This window comes from Sediminihaliea albiluteola, assembly GCF_014077625.1.
Taxonomy (GTDB): Bacteria; Pseudomonadota; Gammaproteobacteria; order Pseudomonadales; family Halieaceae; genus Sediminihaliea; species Sediminihaliea albiluteola.
Genome location: NZ_JACFXU010000008.1, coordinates 1 through 13,367 on the forward strand (window position 1 = coordinate 1; position 13,367 = coordinate 13,367).

The 13,367-nt window shown below is 54.2% G+C and carries 12 protein-coding genes and 4 tRNA genes; 8 read left to right on the forward strand and 8 right to left on the reverse strand.

What is annotated here, in order from left to right:
• The 4 genes from tuf to H2508_RS00125 form a co-directional block, all read right to left on the reverse strand.
• A partial coding sequence (gene tuf, locus H2508_RS00110; RefSeq protein ID WP_182168377.1) for an elongation factor Tu occupies window positions 1-1,205 on the reverse strand: 1,205 nt, incomplete at its 3' end.
• A gap of 89 nt (window positions 1,206-1,294) precedes the next feature.
• Window positions 1,295-1,370 (reverse strand) — tRNA-Thr (locus H2508_RS00115).
• Between the two features lie 14 nt (window positions 1,371-1,384).
• Window positions 1,385-1,458, reverse strand: a tRNA-Gly gene (locus H2508_RS00120).
• Window positions 1,459-1,594: 136 nt separating this feature from the next.
• Window positions 1,595-1,678 (reverse strand) — tRNA-Tyr (locus H2508_RS00125).
• A gap of 212 nt (window positions 1,679-1,890) precedes the next feature.
• Between H2508_RS00125 and H2508_RS00130 the strand changes: the two genes are divergently transcribed.
• On the forward strand, window positions 1,891-2,472 hold the full coding sequence (locus H2508_RS00130; protein WP_182168391.1) for a YrbL family protein: 582 nt from the start codon (window positions 1,891-1,893) through the stop codon (window positions 2,470-2,472).
• A gap of 4 nt (window positions 2,473-2,476) precedes the next feature.
• On the opposite strand, the gene H2508_RS00135 is transcribed toward H2508_RS00130, so the two are convergent.
• The 4 genes from H2508_RS00135 to birA form a co-directional block, all read right to left on the reverse strand.
• Entirely contained in the window at window positions 2,477-3,277 is an 801-nt protein-coding gene (locus H2508_RS00135; RefSeq protein WP_182168392.1) for an enoyl-CoA hydratase, read from the reverse strand.
• A 173-nt stretch (window positions 3,278-3,450) separates the two neighbouring features.
• Window positions 3,451-3,526, reverse strand: a tRNA-Thr gene (locus H2508_RS00140).
• A 145-nt stretch (window positions 3,527-3,671) separates the two neighbouring features.
• Window positions 3,672-4,412 (reverse strand): type III pantothenate kinase, encoded by a 741-nt coding sequence (locus tag H2508_RS00145; RefSeq protein WP_182168393.1) that lies wholly within the window; start codon window positions 4,410-4,412, stop codon window positions 3,672-3,674.
• A complete protein-coding gene (birA, locus tag H2508_RS00150; RefSeq protein ID WP_182168394.1) occupies window positions 4,409-5,386 on the reverse strand; it encodes a bifunctional biotin--[acetyl-CoA-carboxylase] ligase/biotin operon repressor BirA in 978 nt (325 codons plus the stop codon). Before birA ends, H2508_RS00145 begins: the two co-directional genes overlap by 4 nt.
• Before the next feature lie 162 nt (window positions 5,387-5,548).
• Between birA and H2508_RS00155 the strand changes: the two genes are divergently transcribed.
• From H2508_RS00155 to H2508_RS00185, 7 genes are all read left to right on the forward strand, one after another.
• On the forward strand, window positions 5,549-6,073 hold the full coding sequence (locus H2508_RS00155; protein WP_182168395.1) for a nuclear transport factor 2 family protein: 525 nt from the start codon (window positions 5,549-5,551) through the stop codon (window positions 6,071-6,073).
• A gap of 149 nt (window positions 6,074-6,222) precedes the next feature.
• Window positions 6,223-6,615 (forward strand): MerR family transcriptional regulator, encoded by a 393-nt coding sequence (locus H2508_RS00160; protein WP_182168396.1) that lies wholly within the window; start codon window positions 6,223-6,225, stop codon window positions 6,613-6,615.
• A gap of 51 nt (window positions 6,616-6,666) precedes the next feature.
• A complete protein-coding gene (locus H2508_RS00165; RefSeq protein ID WP_182168397.1) occupies window positions 6,667-7,836 on the forward strand; it encodes an isovaleryl-CoA dehydrogenase in 1,170 nt (389 codons plus the stop codon).
• Window positions 7,837-7,843: 7 nt separating this feature from the next.
• Window positions 7,844-9,451 (forward strand): carboxyl transferase domain-containing protein, encoded by a 1,608-nt coding sequence (locus tag H2508_RS00170; RefSeq protein WP_182168398.1) that lies wholly within the window; start codon window positions 7,844-7,846, stop codon window positions 9,449-9,451.
• A gap of 186 nt (window positions 9,452-9,637) precedes the next feature.
• Window positions 9,638-10,420, forward strand: a complete 783-nt coding sequence (locus tag H2508_RS00175; RefSeq protein ID WP_182168399.1) for an enoyl-CoA hydratase/isomerase family protein — start codon at window positions 9,638-9,640, stop codon at window positions 10,418-10,420.
• 10 nt (window positions 10,421-10,430) lie between these two features.
• Window positions 10,431-12,431 carry an acetyl/propionyl/methylcrotonyl-CoA carboxylase subunit alpha gene (locus tag H2508_RS00180; RefSeq protein WP_182168400.1) on the forward strand — a complete coding sequence of 667 codons (2,001 nt, stop codon included), beginning with the start codon at window positions 10,431-10,433 and terminating at the stop codon, window positions 12,429-12,431.
• Complete coding sequence (locus H2508_RS00185; protein WP_182168401.1) at window positions 12,432-13,340, forward strand: hydroxymethylglutaryl-CoA lyase; 909 nt, start codon at window positions 12,432-12,434, stop codon at window positions 13,338-13,340.
• The last annotated feature ends 27 nt before the right edge of the window (window positions 13,341-13,367 follow it).

Genomic DNA, 13,367 nt, shown 5'->3' on the forward strand with positions numbered 1-13,367 from the left:
ACTACACCTGCACCCACTGTACGACCGCCTTCACGGATCGCAAAGCGCAGACCTTCGTCCATCGCAATCGGTGCAATCAAGGTCGCAACCATCTGTACGTTGTCGCCTGGCATCACCATCTCAACGCCTTCTGGCAGCTCACATGCACCTGTTACGTCCGTAGTACGGAAGTAGAACTGGGGACGGTAGCCTTTAAAGAATGGCGTGTGACGACCACCTTCGTCCTTGGACAGAATGTAAACCTCTGCTTCGAACTTAGTGTGTGGCTTCACAGAACCGGGCACCGCCAGTACCTGACCACGCTCAACGTCTTCACGCTTAGTACCACGCAGCAGAACACCAACGTTCTCACCAGCACGGCCTTCGTCTAGCAATTTGCGGAACATCTCAACACCGGTACAAACAGTTTTCTGTGTGTCACGGATACCAACGATTTCCAGCTCGTCACCAACTTTAACAATACCGCGCTCAACACGACCAGTCACAACAGTACCGCGACCAGAGATTGAGAACACGTCTTCTACTGGCATCAGGAAGGCCTGATCAATAGCACGCTCGGGCTCAGGGATGTAGCTGTCCAGAGTCTCTACCAGTGTCTTAACAGCAGTAGTACCCAGACCGTTGTCGTCTTCGCCGTTCAAAGCCATCAGTGCCGAACCACAGATGATTGGCGTGTCGTCACCGGGGAAGTCGTACTGGTCAAGCAGCTCACGCAGCTCCATTTCAACCAGCTCTTTCATCTCTTCGTATTCTTCTGAGTCAGCACCGCCACAGTCTTCAGCCAGCAGGTCTGCTTTGTTCAGGAACACAACGATGTAAGGAACACCTACCTGACGCGACAGCAGGATGTGCTCACGGGTCTGAGGCATTGGGCCATCAGTGGCGCCACATACCAAGATAGCGCCGTCCATCTGTGCAGCACCGGTGATCATGTTTTTCACATAGTCAGCGTGCCCAGGGCAGTCAACGTGTGCGTAGTGACGCTCAGGAGAGTCGTATTCTACGTGTGAAGTAGCAATAGTGATGCCACGCTCTTTCTCTTCCGGTGCGTTGTCAATACCATCGTAGGCAACTGCAGCACCACCCCATACCTCGGCGCATACGCGTGTCAGCGCCGCTGTCAGCGTGGTTTTACCATGGTCAACGTGACCGATGGTGCCCACGTTGACGTGGGGCTTATTACGTTCAAACTTTTCCTTACTCATTACGACAGTCTCCTATCACACCGGCCTATGCCATGCTGTTGAAACGCATACCACCATACAATTTAACTCTGGCTGCCACCCACCGGGAGTGGAGCTCATAACCGGATTTGAACCGGTGACCTCTTCCTTACCAAGGAAGTGCTCTACCGACTGAGCTATATGAGCTTTACACAACCAACTGGAGCGGGTAGCGGGAATCGAACCCGCATCATCAGCTTGGAAGGCTGAGGTTCTACCATTGAACTATACCCGCTACATCCTGCAACACATACCCGCCCTAAATACACAAAGTGGGCCGAAGCCCACAGCAGCACTTGGCGGATTTCCAAGTCTCACTAGAACAGAGCAAAACAGCTCACAGGCCTTCGCTCTATCCCAGCGCAAAATCTTGGTGGAGGGAGGTGGATTCGAACCACCGAAGCTTTCGCGTCAGATTTACAGTCTGATCCCTTTGGCCACTCGGGAACCCCTCCAGAAGGCGGCACATTGTCCAGACGACCGCGGCACTTGTCAACCACTAAATTCAATCTCGAATAAAAGCTTCAACCAAGCTAAGTACCAGGCTTGCGCCAGCACAGTCACCCGTCGAGTGAAATTTAATTAAATGCCGCTATAATCACCAAACATGCAGCTATATTGCTGAAAAACCCAAAAAACTACAGTCAACTCACGAGGAAATTTAGCAGTGTTGTCACTCGACAATGCAATTGTACTTGGCAAAGGCTTACACCGCATTTGCTTTCAACACCCCAACGATGCAGCTTTATGCGTAAAAATTGTCTATAACGGCAATTTACAAGAGTCCGAGCGAGAGCAGACTTATTACCAAATTTTGCAACGCCGCCTCAAAGACTGGTCCTTAATCCCTCGCTTTCATGGCACAAGACTCACCTCAAAGGGCATGGGCGCCATTTTTGACCGCATTCATGACAGCGATGGCAGCACATCCAAAACTCTGCAGCACTACCTAGATGACAACAATCTTAGCCACGGTGAACAGGATGAGATTTTGCAGTCATTAGAACGCCTCTATCGCTACCAACTCGATAATGCAGTGGTCAGCATGAACCTCAAGCCAGCCAACATCGCCTATCAAAAAACATCTACCGGCAATCACTGCGTCATTATCGACAACTTAGGCAACTCAGACTGGATCCCTTTAGCCACCCACTGCGCGCCTTTTGCCCGCCTGAAAATCAAACGTAAATGGCAGCGCTTTGAAAGGTTTTTTAGCCACACGCCGCTGCAAAGACTCCACTTCCTGTAAGAGTCTATTGGCGTTGCTTACTCCGTGTACGCAGCTCAGCCAGACGCTCCTCCATTAGCGAGAACTCCACAGTACTGTTGTAGGCCGCCGAGCGCTCACCTTCCATAGCTAGCGCTTCTCCCAAAGGCAGCTGCCAGCCTTCATTCATCAGCGCCCGAATACGCTTTAATGCATCGGGCTGAGTGCCTGCGATATCTTGTGCCGAAACTAAAGCTGCCTCAAGCAGCGAGTCATCTTCGAGCACCTTGTTCACCAAGCCCCACTCACAAGCTTCTGTCGCACTGAAGTAGTTACCGGTAAAACTGATCTCTCGTGCCCGATTTATACCCACCAGCCGCGGTAGTTTTTGTGACAAGCCCCAGCCCGGAATCAGGCCGACGCGCGCATGCGTATCGGCAAAGCGAGCTGAGCGGGCGGCATAGAGATAGTCACAGGCCAGTGCCAGCTCAAAGCCACCGGTGACTGCAAAGCCGTTGATAGCACCGACAATTGGCTTTTCGCAGTTTGCCAGTGCGCGTATTAGCGGCGAGTCGACACCGAGATTGGCAGGATCCATGGCTTTACCGCCATCTTCAGCCATTTCCTTGAGGTCAACTCCCGCACTGAACGCCTTGCCATTACCGGTCAGCACAATTGCTCGCACCGAGTCATCGGCCGACAGCGCGCCAAAAGCGTCGATAATTGCCTGAGTTAAAGCCCGCGACAGCGCATTATAGGCCTCCGGCCGATTCAAGCAGAGCAAAGCGACCTGCCCTCGATGCTCTAGCTGTAATACGGGTTCACCTGCCAAGTTGGTGGCCTGCATATCAATTCCTTTATCGTTGTATTTTGTCAGGAAGAACAGAATCTAGATCAATACAGGAGGGGAAAGCAAACGCGAGTGGCAACTTGCCATAGGCCAAGGCCGCATTAAAGCGTAATCACAGTCACTTAAAAATAGGGTTTTAATATAGAACTTAAGACAGATGCTGTTGGAAATGGAGCTGGCGAGAGGAATCGAACCCCCGACCGGCTGATTACAAATCAGCTGCTCTACCTACTGAGCTACGCCAGCCAAATCCAATGCTAAAAGTGAGCACTGGGGAAGTCCTCACTTGAAGGCCGGCAATTCTAGGGAAGTTGCCGAGGGGATGCAAGATCTAGTGAGCAAGATATCGCATGCTTTTGTGTAAATTTTTCACCGAGGCCCAAAAATGTCTTTACCGCGCCCTCCCCATGCACTGCAGGCCATCAAGCACTAAGTCGGCCACATACTCCCCATCGTAATTTAAATGCCGCTGCAACCACTGCCCGCCGCCGCCGGTAAAGATCGATTTTAAAGGTTCGCTGCCCGCCAAGTTCAGCGCCATGGTAACGGCACCGGCCTGGGCCAAAGCGATCCCGTGACGCACTGCCTCGGCAGTGGATTCACCGGGCTGTAAAGCATACTCAGCGGTCTCAGCAAAACGTACTCGGTCAGTATCTAGCAACAGCGCCCGCTCCATCAGCTGCGGACCGGGAATAATATAGCCTCCCTCATGCCGCCCGTCTGCAGCCACGATATCAATAGTCAAGGCAGAGCCAGCATCCACCACACACAAGCGACCAGTATATCGCTGCCGCGCGGCTAGCATGGCCAACCAGCGATCCACCCCCATGCGCTGCGGTTCACTATAGCTATTGATGAGTCCCAAGGTCTCGGCTTCAGAGCGGGCCAGCCAAGGCTCAAGCTGCCACTGTCGCCGCAGCATGGCTGACAGCTCTTGCTGCGCTTCATCCTTAGCAACGCTAGAAATCCAAATGGCGTCTAGGCGGGGGGAACAGGCCAGTAGATTATCGCGGCTTTGCTCATCCTCGCTGCGATACAGGCCGCGAGCGACAATCTCATCGCCCTCTAGCAGGCGCCACTTGGCACTGCTATTGCCCACATCCAGCTGCAAACAGCGCTCAGCACTACTCATGCCACAGGCCTCATTGATATTTCTCCACCAAATATCGATTGCAGCCCCAGCGTCGTTTCCAGTTGCAAAGCACCGCGTTCATCGACGCCCCGGGCAATTCCAGCCTGACGGCTTTCAGCGCTATGCAATACCACCGCTGTATCAGCATAGGCATCAAGCGCCATCCAGGCCTCGCGCCAAGGGGCAAAGCCGCCTGCTTCAAAGCCATCTAGTAATGGTAGCAACTCATCTAATAACGCAGCCAGCAAACGGTTGCGCGAAGGCGGCTTATTGCCACAAATCCTCGCCACATCAGTCCAGGCCTGCTCTATATTTTCAGCCGCACTCTCGGGCATGCTTACATTCAAGCCCACGCCAACGACCACCTGGCAATTACCCGCAGCATCTCCGGTCATCTCCAGCAAAATACCGCCGAGCTTGGCACCATTACACAGCACATCATTGGGCCACTTCAGCTGCAGCGGGGGCGCGCCACAAGCTTGCAGGGCATTAGCCACCGCCACGCCGACAGCGAGACTCAAGCCCTCTAGGGCTGCAGCCCCTTGAGAGAATTCCCAGACCAAAGATAAATAGATGTTACGCGCGAAGGGGCTCACCCACTGCCGCCCCCTGCGGCCACGCCCGGCACTTTGCTGCTCAGCGGTATAGGCTAGGCCTGAGCTACTGCCCGGCGCCCTATGTCGCATTGCTTCGGCATTGGTTGAATCGACACTGTCCAGTACCGTCAGTTTGCGCAGCAGAGCCTTCGACTCAGCTCGCATTGCCGCGCTGATCTCGGCCGCATCCAATAAATCTAAGCCCCCGGGAATGCGATAACCCAAGCCGCGCACCGACTCCAATTCCAGGCCGAGGTCCTGTAAACGGTTGAGCTGCTTCCACACCGCAGTACGACTCACCCCCAAAACCTGGGCAAGGTCTTCGCCAGAGTGGTAATCACCATCGGCTAGTAGAGGAAGCAATACAGTTTTGGACATCGGTTAACCTACACTCGCGCTAAAAGTCGCCATGATAGCAAAGATGTCAGTGGTTCAAGCTAGCAAACACGTCCGCTGGCCGGATCCGAAGGACTTGCTTAGGATGGACTTGCTTAGATTGCCGCAAACACTAACAACATCTATGACTTTCGGAGCCTAGCCATGTCACAACTCGACGACGCCACCCTGCGCGCCACCGCCCAAAAGCTGATCGAAGCTCACGCGGAAGCCTCAATCTCTAACGATTGGACCTTCTTTGTTGATGCCATTTACGACCCCAACTGCGTTTACACCTGTGAATATGCCGGTGTGATGACGGTTACGGCCAATGGCACTGATGAAATTAAAGCCACCCACTACGGCCGCGACATGGAAGGCTGGGAGGGCTGGTCCTTCCCCTACGAGGGTGTTTATACCGGCACCGACAACCGCTTGATTACTCACTGGCTCAACCGCGGACCGGGTAAGCGTCCCGATGGCAGCCACTATCAAACCCCCGGCCTATCCTTTATCACTCTAAACAGTGAGGCCCGTATTGTGCGGCAGTTCGATATGTTCGACCTAGCCCACCAGATGAAGCTTTGTGACGAGCTGGAAGATGCCGGCCTACTCTCAGCGGCACTCAAAGAAAGCTGGGTCATTCCAATGAAGCAAAAATTGAACGAGCAACTCGCACGCAATACCTAAGCTAAAGTGCGCGCCCTGTAACAGCTAGGGCGCGCCGCAAACCTCAGCAGCAGCAAAGCAGCATGTCCGTGACAGCGCTAGTAGCGCCGCCACAGTAGCAAGTTGATTTAGACGTTTACGTTAACGTAAACCTTGCTATATTAGCTGACATGACAAAAGCCACGTACAGTATTTCTGAGCTAGCCAATGAATTTGGCGTGAGCAACCGCACTATTCGCTACTACGAAGAAAAAGGCCTCGTACAGCCGCGCCGTGTGGGTCAAAAACGTATTTATAGCGCCGCGGACCGCGTGCGGATCAAACTGATCCTGCGCGGCAAACGCATCGGTATGACACTCAAAGAAAGCGTCGAAATCATCGACCTCTACGATCCCGAGCACAATAATGAGGAGCAACTACACTCCCTAATAAACAGCGTGCGGGACAAGCGGCGCCGCCTGTTACAACAACAACAAGATATCAACGACATGCTGCGGGGTCTCGACGAAGTAGAGAGTCTTTGCCAACAAGCCCTGTCTAGCCAGCATCTGAGCCGAAGCTAATGCCGACGCTGCAGCAATTCACTCGCCAGCAAATAGACCCAGGAAAAAACCATGGATAGCGGATACCCCACCCTCAATTTTGGACTCAGTGAAGAAATCAGCATGCTGCGTGACGCGGTATACCAGATGTGCCAAAAAGAAATTGCCCCGCGGGCAGCTGAGATCGACCGCAGCAATGATTTCCCCCAGGATCTGTGGCGCAAGTTTGGTGATATGGGACTACTCGGTATCACTGTGGAAGAGGAATACGGTGGCAGCAATATGGGCTACCTAGCCCACGCTGTAGTCATGGAAGAGATCAGTCGCGCCTCGGCATCGGTGGGCTTATCTTACGGCGCCATGTCTAACCTCTGTCTGAACCAGATCAGTAAAAACGGTAACGAAGAGCAAAAACAAAAATACTTACCAAAACTGTGCAGTGGTGAGCATATTGGTGCTTTGGCCATGTCTGAGCCCAACGCCGGCTCTGATGTAGTCAGCATGAAACTGAGCGCCCGCAAAGAAGGCGACCATTACCTTCTTAATGGCAGCAAAATGTGGATCACCAACGGCCCCGATGCAGATGTTTACGTGATTTACGCGAAAACCGATCCCGAGGCGGGCTCTAAGGGTATTACCGCCTTTATCGTCGAACGTGACTTTGCCGGTTTCTCCCGCTCTCCAAAACTCGACAAGTTAGGTATGCGCGGTTCCAACACTTGTGAACTGGTCTTTGATAACACCCCCGTGCCGAGCGCCAACATACTGCGCGGCGAAGGGCTGGGCGCCAAAGTCTTAATGTCTGGCTTGGACTTTGAACGCACCGTGCTCTCCGGCGGTCCAGTGGGCATCATGCAAGCCTGCTTAGATGAAGTCCTACCCTACCTACACCAGCGGCAACAATTCGGTCAGAGCATCGGTGAGTTTCAGCTGATGCAAGGCAAGCTGGCCGATATGTACACCGACCTAAGTGCCAGTCGCGCTTATCTCTATGCAGTAGCTGCGGCCTGCGACCGCGGTGAAGCATCGCGCAAAGACTGCGCAGCGGTGATTTTATACAGCGCAGAAAAAGCCACTCAGATGGCCTTGCAAGCAATTCAAACACTAGGTGGCTTTGGCTACACCAACGAAGCCAATACTGGCCGTCTACTGCGCGACGCCAAGCTCTACGAAATTGGCGCCGGCACCTCTGAAATTCGCCGCATGCTAATTGGCCGCGAATTATTTAACGAAACTAAGTGAGCGCCCCATGACTGTGCTGCAAACCCGCATCAATACCCGCGACGCTAATTTCCTGCACAACCGCGACCATATGCAAAAGCAAGTTGATGACCTTCACGCGCGCGTGATGGAGGCACAACAAGGAGGCGGTAAAAAAGCTCAGTTGCGTCACACCTCCCGCGGTAAACTGCTGCCTCGAGAGCGACTGAATGCCCTGCTGGACCCTGGCTCGCCCTTTCTGGAACTCAGCCAACTCGCCGCTTACCGTGTCTACGATGAGCCAGTCCCCGGCGCTGGCATTATCACCGGCATAGGCCGCGTGGCCGGACAGGAGTGCATGATTTTCATCAATGACGCGACTGTCAAAGGCGGCACTTACTACCCACTCACGGTTAAGAAGCAGGGCCGCGCACAGACTATTGCCGAAGAAAACCACCTGCCCTGCCTCTACCTCGTCGATTCTGGCGGTGCCTTTTTACCGCTACAAGACGAGGTATTCCCAGACCGCGAGCACTTCGGCCACGCCTTCTATAATCAGGCCCGCATGTCCGCCAAAGGCATTCCGCAAATTGCCGCGGTATTAGGCTCCTGTACAGCTGGCGGCGCCTACTTACCGGCCATGGCCGACGAGTCAATCATTGTCAAAAATCAAGGCTCTATCTTTCTCGGCGGACCGCCACTGGTCAAAGCTGCCACGGGAGAAATCGTCACCGCCGAAGAGCTCGGTGGCGCCGATGTACACTGCCGCAGCTCTGGCGTCACCGACCACTACGCTAACAATGATCACCACGCACTAGAGTTAATGCGCCGGGCGGTAAGCCGTTTAAACCGGGTTAAGCCAGTCGATATGGACATTCGCGAACCCATCCCACCGCTGTACCCAATAGAAGATATTTACGGGCTAATACCTGCTGACGCGCGCCAGCCCTATGACGTGCGCGAAGTGATTGCCCGCATTGTCGATGGCTCGGAATTTGATGAGTTCAAAGCCCTATACGGCGAAACACTGGTCTGTGGCTTCGCTCGTATTCACGGCTATCCTGTGGGCATTATCGCCAACAATGGCATTCTCTTTGGCGAGTCGGCGGTCAAAGGTGCACACTTTGTAGAACTCTGTGCCCAGCGCAAAACACCACTGGTATTCCTGCAAAACATCACCGGCTTTATGGTCGGCAAGCAGTACGAAGCCAGTGGTATTGCTCGCCACGGCGCCAAGATGGTGCACGCGGTAGCCTGCGCTGATGTACCCAAATTTACCGTGATGATAGGCGGCTCTTTCGGTGCCGGCAACTACGCTATGTGTGGCCGGGCGTACGAACCGCGCTTTCTGTTTATGTGGCCTAACGCACGCATTTCAGTCATGGGCGGCGAGCAAGCTGCTGCCGTTCTGGCCACGGTTAAACAGGACCAACTGGCGCGGGAAGACAAGTCGATGTCTACTGAAGAAGAAGCGGCATTCAAGCAACCGATTTTGGATTTGTACGAGGAGCAGGGCCATCCTTACTACGCCTCTGCGCGCTTATGGGACGATGGCGTGATCGATCCAGCAGATACTCGCAGAGTATTGGGCCTAGCCATTTCGGCGGCCTTGAATGCAGAGATCAAGGAATCCAAGTTTGGCGTGTTTAGGATGTGAGCGCGATATGCAGCGGATGAGGAATAGTTTTAGTCAGCTTCTGAGTGAAAGCGCTTTTATGTCAGCTTGCTGTAGCGCTTTCAAATCTGCGCTGAGTGTACAAGAACATATTCACAGCGGGTCGCCTAGAGCTTTCTTGGGCTCTAGGCGCCACAGCAAAAGACAAAAACAGCGAGCCCAATAGCTATGAAGCAGGTCAGCAGCCATATCAGCGAGCAGGGAATAGCCACGCTTACCCTTTGCCGCCCTGAAAAACACAATGCCTTCGACGACCAGATCATTGCCGAGCTGCAACATTGTTGTGAAAACCTGGCAAAAAATGCGGCCGTGCGTGTTGTGATACTCGCCTCAGAGGGCAGCAATTTTTCCGCTGGGGCCGACTTAGCTTGGATGAAACGCATGGCCGATTACGATTACGGCCACAACATGAAAGATGCCGAAGCCTTAGCGGGCCTGCTACAAACCCTTTACCAGCTACCCCAGCCAACTATTGCACGAGTCCAGGGTGCTGCTTTTGGCGGAGCAGTGGGGCTGGTGAGTTGCTGCGATATGGCGATAGCCAGCGAGAACGCTAGTTTTGCTTTATCGGAAGTCAAAATCGGATTGATTCCCGCCACTATCAGTCCCTATGTGATTCGCGCTATCGGCGAGCGAGCTTCTCGGCGCTATTTTATCTCTGCCGAACGCTTTGATGCTGTTGAAGCTCTACGCTTGGGCTTAGTCAGTGAAGTGGTGCCAGAGGCATCCTTAGACGAGCGAGTGTCGCAACTGGCATCAACGATCTGCGCCAACGGCCCACTAGCCATTCGTGCTGCCAAGGACCTAATCAACTCTGTTGCCGGCCAGCCTCTGAGCAAGGAATTAATTGCCGACAGCTGTGCTCGTATTGCCCACATCCGAGTGTCCCCAGAAGGCCAAGAAGGCTTGGATGCTTTCCTCAATAAACGTAAAGCCAATTGGCTGGAGTAAGCAAGCGCTTATGTTCAAGAAACTACTGATTGCTAATCGCGGCGAAATTGCCTGCCGCGTAATCAAAACAGCGCGGCGCTTGGGTATTGCTACGGTAGCGCTGTACTCCGATGCTGATCGCGCTGCCCTCCATGTCAGCCTAGCGGATGAGGCCATTCACATCGGCCCAGCACCGGCGCGCGAGTCCTACTTAGTCATAGATAAGATTATCGCAGCAGCAACATACTGTGGCGCTGATGCCATTCACCCCGGCTATGGCTTTTTGTCGGAGAATGCTGACTTTGCTCGCGCCTGCCACAGCGCCGGCATCAAGTTTATCGGCCCACCCATAGCAGCCATTGAGGCGATGGGCTCTAAAGCCGCCGCCAAGCACATCATGGCAGAGGCAGGCGTGCCCCTGGTACCGGGTTATCACGGTGACGACCAGAGCCCTGCTCTGCTGCATCAAGCCGCTGACGATATGGGCTACCCGGTCTTACTAAAGGCCACCGCCGGTGGCGGCGGCAAGGGGATGCGGGAAGTCTGGTCAACTGAGGAATTTGAATCAGCATTGGCAGCAGCCAAACGCGAAGCCAGCGCCAGCTTCGGTGACGACCGCATGCTGGTGGAAAAATATTTAACCAAACCCCGTCATGTGGAAGTGCAAGTCTTTTGTGACAATCACGGCAATAGTGTCTATCTCGCCGAACGCGATTGCTCGGTGCAGCGCCGCCACCAAAAAGTTATTGAGGAAGCCCCGGCACCGGGTATTAGCGCCGAGCTCCGCAAAGCAATGGGTGAAACCGCAGTTCAGGCTGCTCGCGCCATTGACTATAGCGGCGCCGGTACAGTCGAGTTTTTACTCGATGAAGACGGGCATTTTTACTTTATGGAAATGAACACCCGCCTACAGGTAGAGCACCCCGTCACTGAAATGATAACCGGCCAAGATTTGGTGGAGTGGCAGTTACTGGTCGCCAGCGGCGCCGAGCTCCCCCTTCGCCAAAATGAGATCCGCTTGCAGGGCCACGCCTTTGAGGCACGGGTGTACGCTGAAGATCCTGCCAATGACTTTCTACCCGCCACCGGCACCCTAAGCTTCCTGCAGGCACCGCAAGAATCGGCCCATGTTCGAGTCGATACCGGCGTGCGTCAGGGCGACGAGATCTCGGTGTATTACGACCCAATGATCGCCAAATTAATCGTCTGGGATGAATCGCGCGAGCGCGCTTTACAGCGCCTCAGCCAGGCACTGCGCAATTATCACATTGGCGGCACCACCACCAACCTGGAGTTTCTCTATCAGCTGAGCAGCAGCCGCCCCTTCCAAGCAGCGGAATTAGACACTGGTTTTATCACTCGCCACAGCGCAGAGCTATTCAAGCAGCGAGAATCCGATTTAGAACAGGACCTACCACTAGCAGCTCTGGCCTGCTTACTGCAGCGACAAGAGCAAAAACACTACCGCCCGTCCTGCTTAGACCCTTGGTCGCCCTGGCAGGCAGATAATTCATGGCGGCTCAACGGAGCGCCTATTCAGCATTTTTTACTCAATTATCAAGACCAAGTCTTTGCGGTCAGCGCCGAGCAGCTAGCTGAGGGCTACCGTATCCGAGTCAAAGATTACGACTGCGTGTTAAAGGGGGAGCTGCAACAGAACACGCTGCATTTTGAGCGTGAGGGTCACCGACAAAGCGCCAGTTTAGCTACCACAGCTGAAGGCTTGACGCTTTACTTAAGCTCAGGAGCCATTCACTTTCGCGAGGCGCAAGCTGATACCGGAGAGCAGGATGGCGTTCTATCGGCAGGCGGACTCACTGCCCCCATGAATGGCACGGTGGTGTCACTGCTGGTCGAACCTGGCAGCGAAGTAGAGGCAGGACAGGCCCTAATCATTATGGAAGCCATGAAGATGGAACACACTCTGAGTGCACCGACAGCCGGCACTGTCGAGAGCTACTATTTCCAACCCGGTGATCTGGTCGATGGCGGCGCCGAACTGTTGCAGTTTAGCCCAGTCAAGGAGAGCTAAATGACCTTACCTGAGGCAGTAAGGCTGGTCGAAGTCGGCGCTCGAGACGGCTTGCAGAACGAAAGCAAGACCCTGGCACTGGCCGACAAGGTCCGACTCATTGAAGATCTCGCCGATGCCGGCCTGCGAGTTATTGAAGCCGGCAGCTTCGTCAACCCTAAATGGGTCCCCCAGATGGCCGATAGCGAAGCGGTTTTTGCGGCCATTAAGCGTCAGCCGGGAGTCCGCTATACTGCGCTAACACCCAATATGCGCGGCTTCGAGCGAGCCCTAGCCGCCGGCGCCGATGAAGTCGCAGTGTTTGCCGCCGCCACCGAGAGCTTTTCACAAAAAAACATTAACTGCAGCGTGGCAGAAAGCCTAGAACGCTTCAAACCACTGATGGCTGCTGCTAAGGCTGCAAAGCTCCCTGTACGCGGCTATGTCTCTTGCGTCCTGGGCTGCCCCTATGAGGGTCAAGTTGAAGCCGAAAAAGTACGAGAAGTAACAGCCGAATTACTTGCCATGGGCTGCTACGAAGTTTCCCTCGGCGACACTATCGGCAGCGGTCACGCCGGTAGCATGGCGCAGTTACTAGAGCTACTATTAAAAGATATTCCCGCCGCGCAACTGGCAGTACACTGCCATGACACTTACGGTCAGGCCTTGGCTAATATCCTTGTTGCGCTGCAGCATGGCATTGCCACTGTAGACGCCTCTATCGCCGGCTTAGGTGGCTGCCCTTACGCCCCAGGCGCTAGCGGCAACGTCGCCACTGAAGACGTCGTGTATATGTTGCAGGGCCTAGGTATTGATACCGGCCTCGACTTACAAGCACTAGTGGCAGCGGGTGAACGCATTTGTCGAGTTCTTGGCAGAGACAACGCATCGCGCAGCGCCCGTGCCCTCACTGTCAGCAAAGTAGTTTGAATTATTTACCCTGAGGCAGCATTCTCA

Excerpts from the sequence above, each read along its gene's own strand:
- H2508_RS00135 (WP_182168392.1), bottom strand. The coding sequence starts at position 3,277 with ATGCAGGCCACCAACTTGGCAGGTGAACCCGTATTACAGCTAGAGCAT.
- H2508_RS00160 (WP_182168396.1), top strand. The coding sequence starts at position 6,223 with ATGACAAAAGCCACGTACAGTATTTCTGAGCTAGCCAATGAATTTGGC.
- H2508_RS00165 (WP_182168397.1), top strand. The coding sequence starts at position 6,667 with ATGGATAGCGGATACCCCACCCTCAATTTTGGACTCAGTGAAGAAATC.
- H2508_RS00185 (WP_182168401.1), top strand. The coding sequence starts at position 12,432 with ATGACCTTACCTGAGGCAGTAAGGCTGGTCGAAGTCGGCGCTCGAGAC.
- birA (WP_182168394.1), bottom strand. The coding sequence starts at position 5,386 with ATGTCCAAAACTGTATTGCTTCCTCTACTAGCCGATGGTGATTACCAC.
- H2508_RS00180 (WP_182168400.1), top strand. The coding sequence starts at position 10,431 with ATGTTCAAGAAACTACTGATTGCTAATCGCGGCGAAATTGCCTGCCGC.
- H2508_RS00175 (WP_182168399.1), top strand. The coding sequence starts at position 9,638 with ATGAAGCAGGTCAGCAGCCATATCAGCGAGCAGGGAATAGCCACGCTT.
- H2508_RS00145 (WP_182168393.1), bottom strand. The coding sequence starts at position 4,412 with ATGAGTAGTGCTGAGCGCTGTTTGCAGCTGGATGTGGGCAATAGCAGT.
- H2508_RS00170 (WP_182168398.1), top strand. The coding sequence starts at position 7,844 with ATGACTGTGCTGCAAACCCGCATCAATACCCGCGACGCTAATTTCCTG.
- H2508_RS00155 (WP_182168395.1), top strand. The coding sequence starts at position 5,549 with ATGTCACAACTCGACGACGCCACCCTGCGCGCCACCGCCCAAAAGCTG.